17 protein-coding genes are annotated in these 21,072 nt (G+C 63.3%); 14 read left to right on the forward strand and 3 right to left on the reverse strand.

Translation table 11 applies throughout. The features are described 5' to 3' along the window. Positions 1-266 precede the first annotated feature (266 nt). Entirely contained in the window at positions 267-1,466 is a 1,200-nt protein-coding gene (locus BJ983_RS03190) for an IS110 family RNA-guided transposase (RefSeq protein WP_179797312.1), read from the reverse strand. A gap of 295 nt (positions 1,467-1,761) precedes the next feature. On the opposite strand from BJ983_RS03190, the gene BJ983_RS03195 reads away from it, so the two are divergent. The 13 genes from BJ983_RS03195 (at position 1,762) to BJ983_RS03255 (ending at position 16,749) form a co-directional block, all read left to right on the forward strand. Beyond that, a complete protein-coding gene (locus BJ983_RS03195) occupies positions 1,762-2,886 on the forward strand; it encodes a hypothetical protein (RefSeq protein WP_179792480.1) in 1,125 nt (374 codons plus the stop codon). 610 nt (positions 2,887-3,496) lie between these two features. Then, positions 3,497-4,873: a sugar transferase gene (locus BJ983_RS03200; protein WP_343053670.1), complete on the forward strand. Its 1,377-nt coding sequence runs from the start codon at positions 3,497-3,499 to the stop codon at positions 4,871-4,873. Between the two features lie 51 nt (positions 4,874-4,924). Continuing rightward, positions 4,925-5,896, forward strand: a complete 972-nt coding sequence (locus BJ983_RS03205; protein ID WP_179792482.1) for a WecB/TagA/CpsF family glycosyltransferase — start codon at positions 4,925-4,927, stop codon at positions 5,894-5,896. Positions 5,897-6,016: 120 nt separating this feature from the next. Then, complete coding sequence (locus BJ983_RS03210) at positions 6,017-7,372, forward strand: nucleotide sugar dehydrogenase (RefSeq protein WP_179792483.1); 1,356 nt, start codon at positions 6,017-6,019, stop codon at positions 7,370-7,372. 66 nt (positions 7,373-7,438) lie between these two features. Next, positions 7,439-8,905 (forward strand): tyrosine-protein kinase domain-containing protein, encoded by a 1,467-nt coding sequence (locus tag BJ983_RS32660; protein WP_179792484.1) that lies wholly within the window; start codon positions 7,439-7,441, stop codon positions 8,903-8,905. Positions 8,906-8,920: 15 nt separating this feature from the next. Beyond that, positions 8,921-10,051 carry a glycosyltransferase gene (locus tag BJ983_RS03220; protein WP_179792485.1) on the forward strand — a complete coding sequence of 377 codons (1,131 nt, stop codon included), beginning with the start codon at positions 8,921-8,923 and terminating at the stop codon, positions 10,049-10,051. 338 nt (positions 10,052-10,389) lie between these two features. Then, complete coding sequence (locus tag BJ983_RS03225) at positions 10,390-11,238, forward strand: glycosyltransferase (protein WP_179792486.1); 849 nt, start codon at positions 10,390-10,392, stop codon at positions 11,236-11,238. A gap of 71 nt (positions 11,239-11,309) precedes the next feature. Continuing rightward, entirely contained in the window at positions 11,310-12,440 is a 1,131-nt protein-coding gene (locus tag BJ983_RS03230) for an MATE family efflux transporter (RefSeq protein ID WP_179792487.1), read from the forward strand. A 58-nt stretch (positions 12,441-12,498) separates the two neighbouring features. Further along, complete coding sequence (locus BJ983_RS32665) at positions 12,499-13,488, forward strand: glycosyltransferase family 4 protein (protein WP_425484736.1); 990 nt, start codon at positions 12,499-12,501, stop codon at positions 13,486-13,488. A gap of 74 nt (positions 13,489-13,562) precedes the next feature. Continuing rightward, positions 13,563-14,081 carry an LbetaH domain-containing protein gene (locus BJ983_RS32670; RefSeq protein ID WP_425484802.1) on the forward strand — a complete coding sequence of 173 codons (519 nt, stop codon included), beginning with the start codon at positions 13,563-13,565 and terminating at the stop codon, positions 14,079-14,081. Positions 14,082-14,284: 203 nt separating this feature from the next. Continuing rightward, entirely contained in the window at positions 14,285-15,373 is a 1,089-nt protein-coding gene (locus BJ983_RS03245; protein ID WP_179792490.1) for a hypothetical protein, read from the forward strand. Further along, positions 15,373-16,083 (forward strand): SGNH/GDSL hydrolase family protein, encoded by a 711-nt coding sequence (locus tag BJ983_RS32675; RefSeq protein WP_425484737.1) that lies wholly within the window; start codon positions 15,373-15,375, stop codon positions 16,081-16,083. Before BJ983_RS03245 ends, BJ983_RS32675 begins: the two co-directional genes overlap by 1 nt. Positions 16,084-16,227: 144 nt before the next feature. Further along, on the forward strand, positions 16,228-16,749 hold the full coding sequence (locus BJ983_RS03255; RefSeq protein ID WP_246325521.1) for a class I SAM-dependent methyltransferase: 522 nt from the start codon (positions 16,228-16,230) through the stop codon (positions 16,747-16,749). 742 nt (positions 16,750-17,491) lie between these two features. Here the strand turns inward: BJ983_RS03255 and BJ983_RS03260 are convergent. After that, the gene (locus BJ983_RS03260) at positions 17,492-18,553 is read right to left on the reverse strand and encodes a DUF1800 family protein (RefSeq protein ID WP_343053673.1); all 1,062 of its coding nucleotides are present in this window, start codon (positions 18,551-18,553) and stop codon (positions 17,492-17,494) included. Between the two features lie 283 nt (positions 18,554-18,836). On the opposite strand from BJ983_RS03260, the gene BJ983_RS03265 reads away from it, so the two are divergent. Beyond that, on the forward strand, positions 18,837-19,817 hold the full coding sequence (locus BJ983_RS03265) for an LCP family protein (RefSeq protein ID WP_246325522.1): 981 nt from the start codon (positions 18,837-18,839) through the stop codon (positions 19,815-19,817). Between the two features lie 86 nt (positions 19,818-19,903). Here the strand turns inward: BJ983_RS03265 and BJ983_RS03270 are convergent, their stop codons facing one another. Then, complete coding sequence (locus tag BJ983_RS03270) at positions 19,904-21,049, reverse strand: hypothetical protein (RefSeq protein WP_179792494.1); 1,146 nt, start codon at positions 21,047-21,049, stop codon at positions 19,904-19,906. Between the last annotated feature and the right edge of the window lie 23 nt (positions 21,050-21,072).

A 21,072-nucleotide genomic window follows, 5' to 3' on the forward strand; every position in this document is an offset into this window, starting at 1 on the left:
CCGGACGAGCCGGTCCCCGAGCCGGCGGTGGAGCCCGGCCGAGCGGCGCGGGCCGGCGTCGCGAGGGCGCCCCCCGATGCCCTCGCGACCAGCACTTTCTGCCATCGCCGTCACCGTCGGTAGAGAGATCCTGGACGGTCTTGGACGGTCCTGGACGGTCCTGGACGCGTCGTGACACCAACGGCGACCCCACGGATGCATGCTGTGCCGCAGCGTCGCCGTCAGGAAAGATCGCCACCCGACCAGGGGGTGTCTCTATGGGGCTGTCAAGCTGCGATTGGCTCGGGTGCTCGCGCTGGAGCGCGGTAGGGCTGGCGGTCGCGGAGCATGGCGTAGATGACGTCGGTGCGGCGGCGGGCCAGGCAGATCAGGGCGGCGTTGTGGCGCTTGCCGGCGGCTCTCTTGCGGTCGTAGTAGGCCCGACTTTCGGGGTCGCCGAGGGCTGCGAACGCGGACAGGAACAGCGCCGATTGCAGGGCGTGGTTGCCGCGCTGGGAGCGGGTCTCGCCCTTGATCGAGGACCCGGAGCGGCGGGTGACCGGGGCCAGTCCGGCGTAGGCCGCGAGGTGCGCGGCGGTGGGGAACGCGGATCCGTCGCCGACGATGGTGAGCAGCTTGATGGCGGTCCTGACCCCGACTCCGGGCATCGTGGTCAGGACCGGTCCAAGAGGGTGGGCCTCCAGGCGGGCCTCGAGCTCGGCAGCGAGGTCGGCGCGTTCGTCGTGGGCGTCTCGTAGCTGCCCGGCGACCCCGGTAATGACCCGGGCGAACGCTGCGGTGCCAGCAACGACCAGCGACTGGGCCGCGAGGGCGGTGCGGATCTGCGCGGGCAGGGTCCGGGCCAGCCGCGGCGAGCGGGGCGCCATCACCTCGGCCATGCCGTCGGCGCCGAGCTCGCCGAGCGTGGCCGGGGTCGGGGCGACGGCGAGCAGATCGAGGACCCCGGCGCGGTCCAAACGGGGCCCGAGCAGGCGTTCCAGGGCCGGGTGAACGTGCAGCAGCGCGTCGCGGAGCCGGTTGGTCAGCCGAGTGGACTGCCCGGCGAGGTCGTCGTCGTAGCCGGCCAGCACCGCGAGCTCGGCGAGGGTCTCGTCGTCGCCGCGGATGCGACGCAGGGTGTGGGGCATGGTCCGAGCGGCGTCGGCGATCACATGGGCGTCGCGGGCGTCGGTCTTGGACTGGCCGGGATGCAGGTCGGCGATCCGGCGCATCGCCAGCCCGGGCAAGTAGGCCACCTCGATACCGAGTTCACGGGCGACCGCGACCGCCAGCGCGCCGATCGAGGCGGGCTGGTCGACCACGACCAGCACCCGACCGCGCTCGGCGAGACGTTCGAACACCGCGCGGAGTGCGGCTTCGTCGTTGGGCAGCGATCTGTCGTAGAGCCGCTTGCCGGTCGTGTCGAGGGCGCAGGCGTGGTGCTCGGACTTGCCGACGTCCAGCCCGCAGAACACCGCGAACGGCATCGGGTCGGGATCGGAGTTGCTCAACCGCGGCTCCTTGCTCGTCGCGGCAGGCCGACCTGGACACCCGCGCCGGCAGCCACGTTACGAGCAGACCACGCGAGCGGGTCAGGTCTCTATCAGCGGTCGTTGGCGCCCTCCGGCCACGGTGACAACACCCCCCAGATCATCAACGACAGGGGCACTCAGTCATGCCGTGGCCGGCGGCCTGCAAGCCCTCACCGGGCTTGATCAAGAAGGTAACGGGGTGTGGTCCGTGCCGTCGTCCCTGCCCGGCTTGAGCCGCCAGGAGCATGTGTTGGTCTCTCTCGACGAGGTCCGCGACCGCGAGACGTTCGGTGCTGCCGTCCGATCGCTCATGGCGCGCGGGGCGCTGTCGCGCGAGGAGAACCTGCGGGTGACCCAGGAGGCCACCCAGCGGGGCTTCGTGGTCGAAGAGCACCGTCGCGCGACCGTCTACTCGTGGCGCAACGGCAGCCTGCCGCAGAAGAGCGAGGGGCCCTACCTCGGTTTCCTGCTCGCGCACCGTGTGCCGGCCGACGAGCTCACCTCGTGGATCCAGGCGCTTGAGCGCGCCCGCACCCAGCCGTCGGCAGCAGCGACCGTGGCGCCCGACCCCGTGCCGGCGCCGTCGACCAAGGACGCGCCCACGCCCCCTGTCGTCGGCGACGAGGTCTCCGCGGACGTACCTCCCGAGCAGCGGGGTCGGCGCCGGTGGCCGCTCGTCGTCGCCGGGATCGTCCTGGTCGCCGTGCTCGTCGGTATCACCCTGGTCGTCCGGACGGCGGGGAGCGGAGCCGCGCCGCAGCTCGGGTCCCCGCTGCCGTCGACGATCGAGGAGCCGTTCCTCCGCGAGGACTTCGACGAGCTCTCCGGCGTGCTCTGGCGACCGCCGTCGGAGCCGGCGCACGTCTACACGGCTGACCGCGTCCTCAACCTCGTCGGTGCGACCGACGCCGACCCGCGCGAGATCGACGTCGACCTCGGACCCCGCTCTCCGCAGGACTTCCGCGAGATCGATTTCAGCGTGAGCATCCGGGACGCGCGGGTGCCGGGGGCCGGCGGCGGGAGCCTCGTGCTGACGGAGCAGGACGGTCGGACCCACCAGTTGGTGTTCGGCCCGGTCCCGAGCACCCCGCCCACCGAGGTCGCTGCCGCGCTGCTCTGCAGCCGCCCGTCCTGCCGGAGCTACGACGACTACGACCCGCCGCCCCCGACCCGGCCCTTCGAGTTCATCACCGGCGACGAGGTGGTGCCGTTCCGGGTCGTGCAGAACGACAGCACCCTCACGTTCCTGATGCGTGGCCAGGTGATGGCCCAGGCACCTCTCGGCACCCCGCTGCGCTCGTTCAAGTTCATCGCCTACTCCGGACCGGAGGAGCGCTGGCGCGTCACGGTCGACGCTCTGCGGGTGTACCGCTGAGACCTCCGCGAGCCAACCGCGAATGCATCGACGCCCAGCGTCCAGCGACCGCAGGCCCGGCTGGAGCGATTCCACACCCCCGCACGCCCGTCCCCAGGTCGGTGCGGCTGAGCGGCAGCCTCGCTGAGCCCACTGTGCACGTAAACACTCGTCCGGGTGACGCGTTCACGCAGTGGTGACACCACTGAAAGGGCAACGAAAGGTCATGCCCGCACAGTGCTCGCGTCGGGGGACACCACGCTGTGTACCGATCATCCGCCCTGAGATGAACTCTAACGGGTCCGATCAGGGGAACTCGCGTCAGAGGTTTCCGGCGTGTCGATGCGACACGCCGCAGAGAGTGTCGGAACCGAGTAACAGGGTGAGCGGTCTGCAGCGATAGCCGGGTCAAGCGCACACCAACAGGTGACGGTGCTCGTGACGGTCGGGGGCTCAGAGGGGAGCCCGGGCCGCAGGTCACGAACTCGCCGTCCGTGACTATGGGGGGTCACTCGAAGTGAGCACGGACATCGGGACCGCGGGGAGCCGGCAGAGCGCCGACATTCGGGCTCCGCGGGCTCCGCAGGGCGCATCGGCCGGGGGACCGGCGCCCACTCGTACCTGGCGCCGCGTGCTGTTGCGTGCGGTTATCGCCGCTGACCTCGGCGTCGTCGTCCTGGCCGCGGCCCTCGCGACCGCCCTCGGCGTCGTCGTCCGGTCCTGGGATGTCGAGCCCGCGGCCGTCTCCAGCTGCATCGGTGCAGGCATCGCCCTGACGCTCATGGCCGCCATGCGCTGCTGGGACCCGCAGGTGGTCGGTCAGGGTGCCGAGGAGTTCAACCGCCTCGTCCGCGCCTTCGTTGGCGCGTCGCTGGTGCTAGCCCTCATCGGCTACCTGCTCAAGGCAGACGGCCTCCGCCCCTGGGTCATTGGGGTCCTGCCCGTCACCGGACTCGCGGTTCTCACCGGCCGCTACCTCATCCGCCGGGTCCTCCACACGGCCCGCCGCGAGGACCTCTGCATGTCCTCGGTTCTCGTGATCGGCACGGAGCAGGGCATCTCCGACCTGGTCGCCCGCACCCTGCGGGTTCCGCACCACGGATGGTCCGTCATCGCCGCATGCACCTCTTCGGGCCTTCCCGACGGCGGGTCGGTGGCGGGAGTCCCTGTGGTCGGGGACCTGGACGGCGTCGCCCGTCAGGTCGCCGAGCTCGGGATCGACGTCGTGGCCATCGCTCCGACGCCCGGCTGGACCCCGAAGCGCCTGCAGGCCCTCGCCTGGGAGCTCGAGGGCACCGGCGTCGACCTGGTGGTCGACCCGGGTCTCATGGAGATCGGCGGCCCGCGCCTGCACGTCGCACCGGTCGACGGCCTCCCGATGCTCCGTCTCACCGAGCCCCGCTTCGACGGTGTCACCCGCGCGATCAAGGCAGGCGTCGATCGTCTTGGCGCCGCAGCACTCCTCTTCGTCCTCGCGCCGGTTTTCCTGACGATTGCAGTCCTCATCAAGCGTGACGGCGGCCCGGTCTTCTACCGGCAGGAGCGCGTCGGCCTCAACGGCCGGCACTTCCGCATGGTGAAGTTCCGCTCGATGGTCGTGAACGCCGACCGGATGGTCGCCCAGCTCGCCGCCACCAACGAGGCGGCCGGCCCGCTCTTCAAGATGAAGCGCGACCCGCGCATCACCGCTATCGGCTCGACGCTGCGCCGGCTCTCGCTCGACGAGCTCCCGCAGCTGTTCAACGTCCTCGGCGGCTCGATGTCTCTGGTCGGCCCTCGGCCGCCGCTGGCTCGAGAGGTCGCGCAGTACGAGACCGATGCCCGCCGCAAGCTGCTGGTCCGCCCCGGCATGACCGGCCTGTGGCAGGTCAGCGGCCGCTCGGACCTCACCTGGGAAGAGTCGGTCCGGCTCGACCTGCGCTACGTGGAGAACTGGTCGCCGGCCCTAGACATGAACATTCTCTGGAAGACCGTCGGCGCCGTAACTCGCGGCCGCGGCGCGTACTAACTGACAACAACCAACTTGCGACACGAATTCTTGCTGGGGGAGAAGACTGCAATGACGAAGATTCTGAGTGACGACCTTCCACTGACTACGATTCCGGCGCCGCGAAAGCCCAACGTCTCTGAGGTCGACATCCAGGCGCGGATCGACGGCCAGGCGCGCGCGTACCACCATCTGATGGACATCAACCTCCAGGTCTTCGAATCGGTCACCCAGGCCGCAATTCGTGTTCTTCGTCGCGCTCGCGGGCGGTCGATTGGGACGAGCGTTTACACCTGCAACGTCGACCATCTGATGCTCATGAACAAGGACGTTCGCTTCCGCACCGCGTATGAGGCGGCGGATGTCGTGACCATCGACGGCGCCCCCTTGGCGCTGCTCACGAAGATGACGGGCACCGTTGAAGCACGACGCGTGACGGGAGTGGCGCTAACCGAGGCCCTCGTCGACCAGGCAGAGAAGGATGGTCTCCGGGTCGCTCTCGTCGGTGGCGCCCCCGGACGGGGTGAAATGGCGGCTTCCAACCTCCGGCACAGCCACACCGAGCTGACCGACATCTTCGTCGACAGCCCTCGTATGGGATTCGAGATTGGGGACCAAGAAGATCGGCGTCTCGTCGACGCACTCGCCGCCTTCCGTCCAGATATCGTGATTGTGTGTCTCGGGGCGCCTAAGCAGGAACTCTGGATCGACCGTCATCGCGCTGAGCTTCCGGGTGCCGTGCTGGTGGGCGCAGGAGCGACCATCGACTTCCTGTCGGGACACCAGCCTCGAGCTCCGCGGCTGTTTCAGGCGACGGGAACGGAGGCCGTGTATCGGCTCGCTACCGATTTCCGCCGCTTGTGGCGTCGTTATCTTCTCCGGGACACGCGCTTCTTCGTCCTGGCCGCAGGTCTACTCATGGGTCACGCGGCTGAACGGGCGCGATTCGGCAAGTCGACGCGCTCCCACGCTGCCGTCGGACACCAGATGGGCTCGGAGGGGATATCTCAGTGCCGCGCTTGCAAGGACGACCGCGCTGCGTGATCGACCGAGACCCATTCGGATCCATGAGCGCCGTCTGGTCACACGTTCGAGACCCGATCAGGACGTATGGACCACGGATGTGTCACCATCCCTCTCAACTTCACCTGTGGGGGGTCTGAGGTGTTCGCGCGGCGGGTCATGGTGGTGGGGACGGGCTACGTCGGGCTGACGACGGGGGCGTGTCTGGCGTCGTTGGGTCACGAGGTGGTGTGCGCGGACATCGACGCGGCCAAGGTGGAGCGGCTGCGTCGGGGTGTGGTGGACATCGTGGAGCCGGATCTGGCGGAGCTGGTCTCCGAGCAGACCTCGGCGGGGCGGTTGTCGTTCGTGGTCGGCGCGGGGGCGGCGCTGGGCTCGTTCGAGGACGGTCGGCCGGCGGAGGTGCTGTTCCTGTGTGTCCCGACGCCGATGGGCGCGGGTGGGGTGGCGGATCTGCGCGCGGTGGAGTCGGTGATCGAGGAGGTCGGCGCCGAGCTGGCGGCGGGCACCGTGGTGGTGAACAAGTCGACGGTGCCGGTGGGCACGGCGGCGCGGACCGCGGAGCTGCTCGAGCGCACCGACGTGGCGGTGGTGTCGAACCCGGAGTTCCTGCGGGAGGGTTCGGCGGTCAAGGACTTCCTCGGGCCGGACCGGATCGTGGTGGGGTCGGACAACCAGGACGCCGCGGAGCGGGTGGCCGCTCTGTACGCGCGTCTGGGTGCGCCGACGGTGCTGACCGATGCGGCGTCGGCGGAGTTGATGAAGTACGCGGCGAACTGCTTCCTGGCGATGAAGCTGTCGTACGTGAACGCGATGGCCGAGCTGTGCGAGCGGGTCGGGGCGGACATCTCGGATGTGACCGAGGGGATCGGCTACGACCGGCGGATCGGGCAGGCGTTCCTGTCGCCGGGCCCGGGTTGGGGTGGGTCGTGCCTGCCGAAGGACACCCACGCGCTGTTGCAGGTGGCGGACTCGGCGGACTTCGAGTTCCGGTTGCTGCGCGCGACGATCGACACGAACACCCGTCAGCGGCAGCGCATCGTGGACAAGGTGCGTCTGGCGGTGACCGGGAAGCGGACGGGGTCGCTGTCGCGGGTGCGGCTGGCGCTGCTGGGGCTGACGTTCAAGGCCGGTACCGACGACCTGCGGGACTCCCCGGCGTTGGCGATCGCGGCGCTGCTGCGTCAGGCCGGCGCGGAGCTGGTGGGGTTCGACCCGGCGTTCGTGGAGGGCAAGGACGGCGCGGCGCCGCCGACCGAGATCGACGGGGTGCCGTTGGCGGCGGACGCGGTGTCCGCGGCGCAGGGCGCGGAGGCGGTGCTGGTGCTGACCGAGTGGCCGATGTTCCGGACGCTGGACTGGTCGGTGATCGCGTCGGCGGTGAAGCGCCCGATCGTGATCGACACCCGCAACATCGTCGACCCGGCCACCCTGCGCCGGGCCGGCCTCACCGCCGTCGGCCTCGGACGCCGCGGCGTCACCAGCATCGAGGAGTAGCTAAGGTTTCGCTTCGGCAAACGAGAAGCGTAGTCGGGGACTTGAAAGGGCTGAGCAGCGACACATATGACAATCTCGGAGATCATCGGAGTGTTGCGCTCGCGGTGGCGCGTAACTCTGTGCGTTGCCCTAATTGGCATACTGACGGGCCTGCTCACCTACCTCCTCACCCCGTCGAGCTATACCGCGGTAGCCACACTCTACGTGAACGCAACTGTCACGAATAGCCCGAACAATGCATACCAAGGAGCACAGCTCTCCGCGCAGCGGGTAGCTTCCTACACCGAGTTAGCGACTAGCACCCGTGTGTCGCGCCAAGTTGTCCAAGACTTGGGCCTACCGCAAACGCCAGAAGCTTTGAGTCGACAGCTCAGCGCCTCCTCTCCATCCGGCTCCGTCGTAATCACCCTTAGCGCGCGGGACGCTCTGCCAGACGCGGCAGTCGCTATAGTCAACGATACGGCGAACGTTTTTACCAACCTCGTAAACGAGCTGGAGCGACCGGACAGCAGCCTGGCCGTACAAGCGGTCGACGTACGTGTCGTTGAGCCCGCCATCACGGCCTCCGTGACGTCGCTAGGGCTGCGATCGGCGTTGCTTTACGGAGCAATCTCTGGCATCGCTCTTGGAGTGGGCGCAGCCTTTCTGTACTCTAGTCTCGACAATCGCATTCGTAGCGCAGGCGCACTCTCCGACGCCACAGAACTGCCGATCCTCGGTTCGATCCCGAAGTCGAACCAGCCTCCGTCGAGTGACCTCCTGATGTCCTCTGCAGGTAGCGGGCTACTCGAGAGCTATCGCGCGCTACGCACCAACTTGCAATACATCGAGATTGACCGGCCTCCAAGGGTGCTTGTAGTAACAAGCCCTGGTGAAGGAGAAGGGAAAAGCACGACCGCGATTAACACCGCAATTGCGTTGGGCCTCGCCGGTTCGAGAGTTCTCCTAGTCGATTGCGATCTACGCAGGCCGCAGGTGGCCGACCGTCTTGGCATCAATAATGACGTAGGACTCACTTCTGTGCTCTCTGGGAAGACGAGGGCTGACGACGCGACGCAGTCCTGGAATCGAAGTCTCATCCACGTACTTCCTAGCGGTCCGCTTCCGCCGAACCCGAGCGAGCTCCTCGGTTCGCAACACATGCACCGAACTATTGCGCACCTCCGATCTACGTACGACTACGTGGTGCTCGACACTCCTCCTGTCATCCCGGTGACGGACGCCGCCGCTCTCGCCCCGGCCTCCGATGGGGTCCTTCTCGTCGTCGCTAGCGGCAGGACCCGTGTGCCACAAGTCGATGCCAGCAAGAAGACACTTACAGCAGTTGGCTCTCACATCCTGGGGTGTGTTCTCAACCTTGCGCCCCAGCAGAGCGGCGAAGGTTCGTATTACGGCCCGCTCGCGGGTGCCGTATCGAAAGAAACCTCAATTTCCCCTCAGGATTTAGTCAGCGACGAATCGACTCTTACTATGAAACGCCATGGCGCGACAGGTGAGTCCAGCAGACCACAACCAGGCCCTAGACAGCGCTAGGAAATGAATGCACCTATGTCCCGTAAGAGTAAGCATAGCCCGAGCTCAGTACTTTTTCTAACCTTCGCGCTCTCAGGTGGCGGTGCGCAAGCTGTTTGCAAAGCGTGGGCTAGTGAGTTCGCCGCACGAGGCCACTCTGTTGTGACTGTCGTTCTTGACGGGGTCACGCAGGAAGATCGAGAGACTCTCGAGGCGTTAGGCGTGAATGTCATCGACCTTCTCAGAATTGCAGGGAGCTCCCATGTCAAGAGGGTGCAGAAATTTATCGCAATTCTAACCTCGACCAAGGTTCAAACAGTTATAAGTCTAGAGACATACCCGAACCTCATAGCTTTGCTGGCGGGGTTCTCTCTCAGGCACCGCCGCCCTAGGGTCGTCGTGTCGGAGCATAATCTTCCGTCGCTACTTCTCAGAGCTGAACGGTTCTCACAACACGTTCAGCTCTTCTTTGCCAAGCGACTGTATAGAAAGAGCGACCACATTATTGCCGTATCCCATGCCGTCGCCGCGGACCTCCGCGCGGGCTTTGGGATTCGACCGGAGCAGCTGTCTGTGGTGGTGAACCCAGCACTTGCGGCGAACGCCGCTTCGAGTACCTGCGCAGAGGAACTGCCGAACAGCGTTCGATTGCTCATTCCTGCGCGTCTAGTCAAACAGAAGCGTCCAAACAAGGTGCTCGACGTGGCGAGGGCGTTGTCAACTAGGACCGACGTCGAGGTGGTTTGGGTTGGAGACTCATCCGACGGGTCGACGATCTCCCCTGACGAGAGCGATCGTTTCTTGGTTCGTCACCTACCTTGGCAGAGTTCCTGGTGGGAGTACGCAGACAACCACACTGTGGTGCTTCTGGCTTCAGCATACGAGGGACTAGGAAACGTGCTCGTTCAAGCAGCCGAGCGTGGTGTTAAGACCGTTGTTGGCGCGGCTGCCCTGGGAACCGCAGATGCAGTTTTGCCGGGGATCACTGGTGAGATCGCTGAAAGCGACCTCGACTCGAGCTACGTGGCAGCGGTCGAGCGGGTGTTATCGGCGAAGACAGGGTCCTTCGTGGAACCATGGCTGCAGCGATTTCGACCTCAAGCTGCTTATAGTTCGATCAATCGAATTATATCTAGTCTTCCTCCGAATGGCCTCGATCTGAAATGAAACGAGTTAGGAGGGGCCACGCCATGCGTGGGGGAGCTGACTCTCTGCATCGCGTAGTGCTTCTTGCCGACGGCCCAATAGGTTCGCGGCAGACTAACTCTGGCGTAGCTATGCAGCTACATACTGCTCTGCTCAAACGTGCAGATGTAGACGTTGTCGACACAATCGACAGCTCACTGGGCTTCATAGGAAAACTATTTGTGCGGCTAGCTTCATTTCGTCTCCGGCCAAGTAGTTGGGCACGCGAAGTCGGTTGGGGCCTGTCCAAGCCTTTAACGAGATCAATTAACCGGTCCTTTAGATCGCGCCGGATCCATTGCCGTCCGGGCGTCCTCCAGGTGCACGTAAGGAACTTCTACTTTCCCAGCAGGTACCCCTACGCGCCGTTCTTAGATACAACGCTGCGACAGCGGGAGAAGTGGTGGCCAGAACCGGAGCTTAAGCCGCGACACTATCGCACACTTCAAGCGCTTGAGAAGATATACTTCCGTCGCGCAACGCTTGTGTTCGTCGCTGGCGCCTACTTGACAGAAGAAGTTGTTAGATTCTATGGGGTGCCGCGAGAGCGAGTAGTCTCAGTGGGGGCTGGACCGGCCTCTCCTGTGGCATCCCTTGCGGCCCCCGAGACCTCTGCGCAGCGTGATCCCCTCCGAGTTCTCTTCGTCGGCAAAGAGTTCGAAAGAAAAGGCGGACACTTGCTTGTTGGAGCCGTCTCCCATCTCCGTGATCTCGGATGTTCAATTGAACTCCATATGGTCGGCTGCGAAGTTCCGGAGCTGATGAAGGCGGACTTCATAGTCGAACATGGTCACATATCCGATGTGGAACAGCTTAGCATCCTTTATTCCGCGAGCGACATCTTCTGTCTGCCGGCGCTGTTTGAACCCTATGGTCTTGTGATTCTGGAAGCGATGGCTCATGGCCTTCCACTGGTTACCTCAGACTTCGGAGCACTCCCCGCGCTCGTCCGAGAAAATGATGCAGGGATCGTCGTGAAGGCCGGGTCTGTGGACGATTTAACTGCTGCCCTCTACCAACTAGCTAAGAATCCACCTGAGCGAGAACGTCAAGCAGAGAACTCGCGCCGAGCCGCGTCAAACTACACTTGGGACCTAGTCGCTGACGAAATGGTTAATGCGATAGATACATTGAGCAAGTTCAACGTGTCCACTGGGCCAAAAATATGAAATGGCAATTAGCGCTCCTTACCGGTGGGCGAACGTTTGCTAGCCTGGTACAGGCCGTAATCGTCGTACTAATGGCACGTTTGCTGCCTGTAGGTGAGTTCGGCGAACTCAATACGGTGCTGGGAGTAGGCGTCGTAATCGCAGGTGCGGGCGATTTCGGAGTTTCGACCCTGCTAGCAAAAGCAAGAGCTCGTCACGAGAACTCACTGGTTATGGGTTGTATTGTTTTTAACAGAGCATCTAGCTTGTTCATTGCAACAGCTTTCGCCGGCACCCTAGTAATTATTGAAGGCTTCTCCTTCGCGGGCTTCGCTTTCGCTTTCTTAGCTGTCGCACTGGCGATCGACAAGAATGTCGACTGCCTGCTCAGTATTCCCATAGCTGACGGAGACCGCTCGACGGCGCCCATATCCATCGCTCTCCGACGCACCGCCACGCTTATTGCATTCCTCACTTTTCTTGCGCTTGAAACTCCTGCGCTATGGAGCTACTCATTGAGCTATTTGCTCGGCTCCCTCTTCGGGCAGGTACACATACAGATGTTCTTGAGGGACAAGCTGTCGCCTATTTGCGAAAAGGTGAAGCTAATTGCGACCACTCGTTCCGCCTTCCCATACTTCGTATCGAACTTTACTGGACAGATCCGTCTACTTGATACTCCGCTAGTTTCAAGCGTCGCAGGTGTAGTGCAGGCAGGGCTATATTCTGGCGCCACAAAGATTGTTCAGCCTTTTAGCCTCATCCCCGGTGTCGTTACCACTGTAATTATGCCACATTCAGCTAGACTTTCCCCAGACCGCGCACGTGTGCTGAGCCGTAAGTTGGTCGCATTAGCTATCTTATTTCTAGCGCTGATGGCCATCCCTACTATTTTCAGCGCTGATATAATTTCGCTGATTCTCGGCGAACAGTTTCAAGCTGCTTCTGCAGCCTTGGGGTGGACGCTCTTGGGATTGGCTTTCGTAAGTTTGTCCTCCCCGCTGGGGTCAGTTCTACAGTCTCAGGGGCATGAACGCTTAGTTGCGAAGAATGGCTTCTTTTTTGCAATCGCAAATCTGGTAGGCGTTCTCCTAGGTTCGTGGGCGTCCGGCGCGCAAGGTGCGGCGGCGGCGATCGCCTTGGTCTTCTTCATAAAGAGCACGACTCTTGTATATTTTATTGAGAATCGCGTCAGAGGAGATATCCTCAAGGTAACGGGGTGACGTCATGAAACCGCTAACGGCTCTTCACATCGGGCCCGATCATACCTCGCAAGGCGGCATGGCTTCAGTCATCGCTGACATTTGCGAACACAAATCCGACACACTGACATGTCAATCGTACGCCACTTGGCGACCGAGTAGCCCCTTGTGGTCAGCAGTCCGCTGTTTGAAGCTAATCATTGCGCTTTCCGCGCGCCGAATGAGCGCGGACGTTGTGCATGTGCATTTGTCCGAGGGCGGCAGCTTCATTCGGGAGGGTCTCGCAGTCTCATTAGCTTGTATGTTGCGACGTATTCCGGTCGTGGCAACGCTCCATGGAGCGAACTTCGCTCAGTTCACGCAGCGCCATCCTCGCCTTGCTCGCTTCACGCTAGGCCTATGCGCTGGGATCGTATGTCTCGGACCGGAGTCTGCAAAGTTGGCCGAGGAACTCGCGCCCCGCGCGAAGGTTGTGATCCTGCTTAACCCTGTACGTCTCCACACAACGCCTGGAGGCCGGGCGTGCCCTCCGCACGTCCTATTCGCTGGTGAAGTTGGTCAACGAAAAGGCATAGACCGCCTCTTGTCCGCGTGGCCAGACGTCCTAAAGTTGGAGCAACGGGCGCAGCTCCTCGTATGTGGACCGATGGCGAAGGATTTCGGCGACCTAGGAGAGCGGGCGGGTGTGCACTACTTGGGCAAGTTGGATCGGGCCCACGTTCTTTCGCTGTACAACTCCGTGGCCGTAACGTGCCTGCCTAGTCGGCTTGAAGTACTACCTATGACGGTCCTAGAATCTCTTGCAGCGGGAGTTCCTGTGGTCTGTTCCGACGCTGGTGAGATGGCATTCTTCCACGATTGCCCAGCTGCTACCGTAATCCAACAGAATGGAACCACCGAGGATGAGTTCATCGCCGCGCTGACACGTGCCGTGGTGCAGCGTCTCCAGGAGCGGCATTCAATTAATCGGAGTGCGGTGCAAGACTGGATAACAACTAGAGCTTCATTATCAACAGTAATAGCTCAACTTGAAGGGTTGTATTTGAGAGTTCGCGAGGCCAATCAATGATTGAAAGTATGGCCGACTTACGTTACTATCTTTGTGCAGACCTTGTCGCCCAAGGATACGGTTCGAAATGGCACATGGTTTACCGGTTCACTCGGCGAGTCGCCTACTATCAGCGCCTTCTTCGGATCTGTGAATATCTGCGCAATTCTTCACCTACTCTTCGTCCTGCATACTTTGTATATCGATTACGGCTGCAGCTGCTCTCCGAGCGATTGGGCTTCGACATCCCCCTTAACGTCTTCGGTCCTGGACTATCTATCGCCCATCCTGGGTCGATTGTTGTTAACGCTGAAGCACGAGTCGGTTCGGGTTGTCGCATTCACCACGGTGTGACTATTGGTGCGGTCGGTGGTGGGAGTCCGGTTCTAGAAGACAATGTTTTCATATCGCCGGACGTCGGTATTTATGGCGCGATTAGGGTGGGTAAGGGGTCAGTACTTGGTCCCAACACCCTAGTTAAAGCGTCTATACCACGTGGTTCAGTAGTATCTGCTAACCCATCCGACCCTCTGAAGCGCCCCCAGGGTGAATGGGAAAATTCCCACCTCTCTGACTTTCAACAGCATGCTGGTTCTATGCGGGGGGATCGATGACACTTATCGGCGTATTATTGCTAACGCTGCTGGGTCTAGTGAGTACGCGTTTGGCGCCTTCAAAGTTGTTGGTCACGATTGTCATCGTTTTTGCGTTTTTCCCGACCAAGCTAACATTTGCACTCGGAATGCGCTGGGTATACCCGGGCCTGGTGATCATAGTTATATGGGCTCTGCGGCGAGGCTTCGTATCTTCAACCGAGATGCGGTCCCGGGGCTTCTCCGGCTGGGTAGCACTCGGGGGGGCAATTTGCACGGTCTACTACTTGTTCTTTGTCCTTATGTCCGAGAATTTTGGAACCGACCACACGGTGTGGGCACTGAGCTTCGGCGTAGGTGTTCTCTTACCCCTCTTCGTGCGCACCACTGAAGACGACGCTAGAAGTTTCGCGAGCGCTTGGGCCCTTGTGGGCGGCGTGTTGGGGCTATTTACGTTGATCGAGAGTATAATAGGTTTTGTGCCTGTCTATGGCAGCATTTACTCTATTCTAGGGATCGAATCTATCCAGCACTGGGATAGCTATCGCGCTGAGGGTACATTCGGCCACCCTCTCTACGCGGGCACTTTTCTAGGTGTTGGGGCGCTTGCGGCCCTAATGCTATGGATGCGGAACAAGCGTCCGATATTCTTGGGAGCTGCGGCGGCGTCGGCGGTGGGAATGGCTAGCACCGTTTCCCGCGGCGCTTTCGTCGCCCTTGGCGTCGGCCTTGTCCTTGCTTTCGTATTGACGCTGGGGGCAAGAAGGACCCGGATGCCCGCCAACATCGCGGCCTGGATGCTCTTTCTAACGAGTTTGAGCATAGCGGTTTTGTCGGGTTCCTTGCTGGACAGATTGAACAGTTCTGACGCTGAGAGTTCCGATGTTGTTAGGCAAGGCGTATATACGGCCGCGATGGAGGTCGTGGCTGATAGCGGAGGGATGCCAAACGGGCTGGGAACCTCTGGCGAGGCTATTGCGAAATACAATCCGCAAGGGTTTCCGTTAGAAAGTGCTTTCTGGCAACTCATGGTTGGCTTCGGGGTCTACGGCACGATCGTCTTTCTGGCCGTCGTCCTTGCTGCAATCTTAGTGGCAATCAGGCGAGAGACTGGCTTCTTTATTGCACCGATGTTGGTTTGCTTTTGCCTTTCAGTTTCTTCGTACAACATGCTTGATGAGCTCAGGACATTCCATCCACTCCTCGGACTTCTCGTCGCGATGTGCCTAACCGGTGCTCCTCGGAGAGCGCCACAAGTTCGGGTTCCTAACAGCGTCGGGCGTGCGCCCAGGGCGCAGGCGGTAGTGTCCTGATGGTGAAGGTCGCGATCCCGCGCCGCAAATGGGTGTTGCCGATTGCGCTCATTCTTGTGGCAGCGACTTTTATTGTATTTGGCTTTCTATTTGCGAGGAGTCGCAATGATGGAGAGGTGCAGGCAAGGAAGGACACACAAATTGGCTTCCTGGGTGACTCGATCACCGCAGGCGTCGGTGCCTCTGACGCTAGGAGGTCTTACACGGGCGCTCTCGCGCGACAACTAGGCGGTCGGGAAGGAATACAACCGGGCGTGAATATTGTTGCCCTCGGCGGTGCCTCAACAGCTGCACTCGAGCCCTTGGCATTCCAGTTGCGACCTGATTCTTCGCTGGTCGTTGTGGCAGCTGGGACGAACGACATAACGCGAAGCCCGATTGAACAGTTTCGCGCCGATTTCGAGCGACTCCTTCGGGCGGTCAGGTCGACTGCTACTGCGTCAAGCCTAGTATGTTTAGGTGCTTGGGGCACACCCCGAAACACTAGGATTTACGATGATGTGATTAGAGACGACTGCCAGAGTCAGGGAGGTTTGTTCGTTCCAATTTCTGACCTCTACGTAGTTGGAAGCATGAGAGGTGCGCGCGGACCCGTGGCGCCCGGCTCTCCGCCTCCAGATGACTTTCATCCCAATGATGCGGGGCATGCTGCGATCGCGTCACGGATAGCAGAGACGTTATCCGGGACCGACAGATCATTCTCTTCCTGAAGGGGCCCAGCCAGAATGACTAAGCTATCAGTCCGCCGAGTATCGGACTACTTCAACGATCCCTACGACCCGAGGTCGGTTGGGGGGCGTTCGCGAGGGAAGCGCTGGGAGAAGTTCCTCTCGGTTTTCCCTGAAGTTGAAGAGATGTCGGTTCTCGATCTAGGCGGGACGATTGAGTACTGGGAGTCGGCGCCGGTAAAGCCGAATGATTTGACGATCGTCAACTTGCTTCCCGCGCGTGACGGACAGATGCAAGGCGATGCCTGCGACCCGCCCTCGGCAGTCTTGAACCGCCGCTTTGATCTTATAGTCTCCAATAGCGTGCTAGAGCACGTTGGGGGTCACTATCGACGGCAGCAACTTGCGGAAGTAGTGAGAAACAACGGTGACCGGCACTGGGTGCAGACTCCCTATAGGTACTTCCCCGTCGAACCCCACTGGTTGTTCCCTGGTCTCCAGTTTCTGCCCTTCGCGGCGCGAGTCAAAGTTACCCAGAATTGGCCGATGGGCCACATGCAGGAACGTGACGAGTACGGTGCGGTGGAGCTGGTTCACGAGGTCGAATTGGTCTCGAGGAGGCAAATGAGTTCATACTTCCCGGAATCGACAGTTTGGTTCGAACGTTTCGCTGGTTTGCCGAAATCTTTAGTGGCGTTCAAGGACTAGGTAGGGACGGCAAGGTCGGACAGTGCCGCCCTGTCCGATAGGTTGGGCTCACTAACTCGGTTGCCCGAGGGTCAGGCGCGGGTGACGCCACCGAGCACCACGGCCACGGGGGAGTCCTGGGTGACCATGGGATAGCCGACGCCCCGCATGGTGGCGAGCGACCCGTCGTCGTAAAGGCTCTTGAGCCCGGTGAGGGCGGGGTTGAAGCCGAGGCCGGGGTGTCGGTGGAGCCGAGGTCGAGGACCTCGGCGGGGGAGTAGGCGATCTCGGGGCGAGAGCGTTGGTAGACGTCGTCGCCCGCGGGGACGACGGTGTTGAGGCCGTCGTTGCCGCCGTAGAGGGTGACGACGACGAGCACGCCGGCGTCGGGTCGAGGTCACCGGCCGAGCCGGCGATCTCCTCCCAGCCGATGGTCGCGGCCCCGATCGCGACGGCACCCGTCACGGCGGTGGCCGCGAGGAACCGACGGCGGGTCAGGATCGGCACCGTGGTGCTCAGGGGCTTCATCCGCTCACCACGTACTCGGGGCTGACCGCCGCGGCGATCAGCAGTTGGCGGGGGTCGGCGACCGGGCTCAGCGCCGCCCGGGTCCGCGCACTCCACGCGTCGAGGCCCAACGTGGCGCGGGCCCAGTCCAGCCGGGCATTGGTTCCCGACGGGGGTCGTCCACGGTCTCGAGCGTGCCGTCGCTCAGCAGCGCGGTCGCGAAGCGGACGCGGGCGATGGTCGCGGTGGGGGTGATTTAGGGCGCGCCGGCGGGCCAGCCGCCGATGTTCGGCGGCTTGAACGGCACCTGCCCGAGCGCCTTGAGCTGGTTGAGCGCTTGGTCCTTAACGTCGAGGCTGCCGACGGGCCGACCGACGGCGCGGGCGATTCCGACGGCCCACTCGACGGGCTGCTTCATGAGCGTCGCGTTCGGGTCGCGGAAGGCGTCGGCGGTCGCGAGGGCTCTCAGGAGACCTCGTACCGAGGTGGCCGGGCCGTTAGCGTCGACGAGCCGTTCCAGCTCCGCTTCCGACGGCGGGTCACTCGAGATCAGCCGGTTCCACAGGCGGGTGGCGATGAAGCGGGCGGAGTCGGGCCGGGCGGTGAGCATGTCGGCAAGGCTTGCGGCGTTCAGGTCGGCGGTCGTGCCGAGCACGGTCTTCGAGCCGTTGTCGAAGTTCGTCGGCTTGAACGTCAGTTCCCGGTCTTTGTAGCTCCAGCCGGTGAGAGCTCTTGCGGCCTGCTTGACGTCGCGCTCCGAGTATTCGCCGACACCGAGGGTGAACAGTTCCATCAGCTCGCGCCCGAGGTTCTCGTTGGGCGAGTTCTTCCGGTTGGCGTGGTTGTCGAGCCAGACGTTGAGCGCGGGGTCGACGACCATCGCCTGCGCGAGCTGCGCGACCGACTCCGGCCCTCTCGTGCGCAGCGTCTGGTTCTGCGTAACCATCAGGCCGACGTCGCGGACCTTGTCGTTACTGGTCGCGAAGTGGCCGTGCCAGAACCAGGTCATCTTCTCTGCGCGCGGAGCCTTCACAATCGCCATGCGGTCGAGCCACCAGAGGATCGCGGTCCGCTCCTGGTCGGATCGCTGCTGGTCCTGGGCCTTCCGACCAGGATCGTTGGCGGGGAGGTCCATCATCTGCGGCAGGTTCGGGACGTCGGTCGGTGCCGGCTCGTCGGTAGTGAGGAGCTTCGCCAGCGTGGCGTCGGGGCCGGCGAGGATGCTCTGCTCGAGGTCCTGGCGAGGGGCGCCGAAACCCAACCGGTCGTGCAGGCGGCGCACGACCGCCCGTTCGATCAGAGCCCCCCGGTCCGGCACGGCGTCGAGTATGTCGGGTCCTCGGGTGCGATCGATGTGTGGTCACGGAATCGTCATGAAAAGCACGGTGTGTCGTCACGCGAAAACGGTGTGTCGGCGTTCTTTGGGCTATTCGGGTCACAAGGTGTCGATGGGGCTAACGCACGAATATCGACTGCGCTGACACTGGTGAGGCCGTCCGAGGTGGGGGAGTACGACCGTGCCGGCAACAGATCTTCTTCCGATGCGTCCAGAACCGGACCTGCCTGATGACGCGCGCCGCTGTCGGGTGCTCCGGGGACTGATGTTCCTGCTCGGTGCGGGCCTGGTCCTGGCGCTGCTGGCAGCAGGGGCGTTGTTCGCCGTGACGCAGCAGTTCAGTGACCGGATGCACCGCTATGAGGGAGTGTTCAACATCGACCCGTCGACTCGGCCGGTGCAGGGGGAGGGGCAGACGTTCCTGCTGGTCGGCACCGACACCCGCTCGCCGGACCCGACGACGGGCACCGAGGCGACGGCCTCGGACTGGGTGCCGGGGATGCAGCGCTCCGACGTGATCATGCTGGTGAATGTCTCCGACGACGGCTCGCACGCCTCGGTGGTGTCGATCCCACGCGACTCGTGGGTGCCGATCCCCGGCCGCGGCATGAACAAGATCAACGCGGCCTACTCATTCGGTGGACCGTCGCTGCTGGTGCAGACCGTCGAGTCGCTGACCCGCGTGCGCGTCGACCACTTCGCGGTGATCGACTTCGCCGGGTTCGCGCAGATGACCGACGCGGCCGGCGGGATCGACGTGAACGTCGGCCAGGCCACGAACTTCGACGGCGTGGCCGTCCCGGCTGGTCCACAGCATCTCGATGGCGTGCACGCACTCTCCTACGTGCGGGAGCGGAAGAGCCTGCCGGGCGGCGACTTCGACCGGGTCCGCCGGCAGCAGAACGCCCTGCGAGCCCTGGCCTCCTCGGCGACCAGCTCGGGGACCCTCGCTAGTCCGACGCGGGCCTACGGGCTGGCGGACTCCCTGTCGACGTGGGTCGGGGTGGACGACACGTTCAGCGCGAGTGATCTGCGGTCGTTCGTGTGGGGACTCCGCGACCTCCGCGCGTCGAACATCGACTTCCTGACGGCGCCGGCGACGGGGACCGGCATGGAGGGCGCGGCGTCGGTGGTCTACCTGGACGCGGACCGTGCCAACGAGCTGTGGTTCGCGATGAACACCGACGCCGTGCCGACGTGGGTGGCGAGCCACCCGTCGGCGGCGCTGCCGGCCGTACCGCGGTAGTCGTCGTCACTGGGTGCAAGTGGAGCGTCACTGCTTGCGCGCAGCGCCAGGGACGCCGTCTCTGCCGCAAGCAGGAAGGACGGTCCTCAGCTCCGAGTGCGCACCCACGCCACCGACCCGTCGGGACCGACGGCTGCCCCCTGGGCCTCGACGGAGGTGCCGGGGGCACGCCGCCCTGTGCGTTGGGACCGGGTTCTCTGCTGCGTCGCGATGAGGTCGTTGGCCGGTTGGAGGAGAACAGAGTCGATCTCAGACGTTACCCCGAGGAAGACCTCGAGTTGCCCACCCGGGAACCCGTAGCGCTGCGCAAGGCCGACCACGGGACCCTCGTCGGGCAGGGTGTCACGGGTGCGCTCGCGATCGACACGCATGCGCGTCGGCATCTCGTCGGTCGGTCGGCTGCGCTCGCGGCGCCACCGATCGGCTGCCGGACCATTTCCGGCAGCCTCCGCGAGGCTCTCGAAGGAGGCCGCCTGCACGGCGAGGACGAGCTCGTCGTCGGGCGGCCGAAGGCCTGGGCGATCAGCTCCGACCTGAGCCGCTCGCGAGGTGATCGTCGCCCCGGTCACCAGGGTGCTCACCACGAGCCCGGGCAGGTCCGTCAGTTCGACTGCCGGCGCGATCTGTCGGCAGCCGTTCGTCAAGCTCTTTGACGCGTATGAGGGCGTCCGGGTGCCCTTGGACTCGACGAGGGCCACGAGGACACCAGGGCTGTGGAGATCCCGTGTGGCGACGATGTAGTCCGGTCGGCTGTTGCCCTGCTCGGCCCACATGACGATCCCCTGAGAAAGCTGATCGACGTCGGCGATCCACACCGGTGACGAAGGATCCCCTCGGTGGCCCATCCAGGTCTGCGCCGCCTCTAGAGCAAACGCGATGCCCAGCTCCTCGCTCAGCACGCGCCGCTGGTTCCCGGCGACCAACTCACCCGGTCGTGACAGGACGAGCCGGCCGTCGCGATGATCGAAGGAGCCCACGTAGCGAGCCACAGCCCAGTTCGCTTGAACCTGGAGAAGGTCGGCTTGCATAGTCGCCGCTGACGCCACTGCCAGCCCACGCAGCGCCTCGAGCGGCACCACGAGCTGCGGGCCGTCCAGTGCTTCGGCTGGCGACACCTTCACCGTGTCGGGAAGGTCATCGCGGACTGACTTGATCAGCTTCGAATGACTGATCCCAACGATCTTCGTCTCCGTGAGGAGCCGCTTCAGCGCCGCTGACAACGCAGAGTTCATGATCCTCCTCGTCCGTGGGGACA

The organism is Actinomycetospora corticicola (assembly GCF_013409505.1).
GTDB classification, from domain to species: domain Bacteria; phylum Actinomycetota; class Actinomycetes; order Mycobacteriales; family Pseudonocardiaceae; genus Actinomycetospora; species Actinomycetospora corticicola.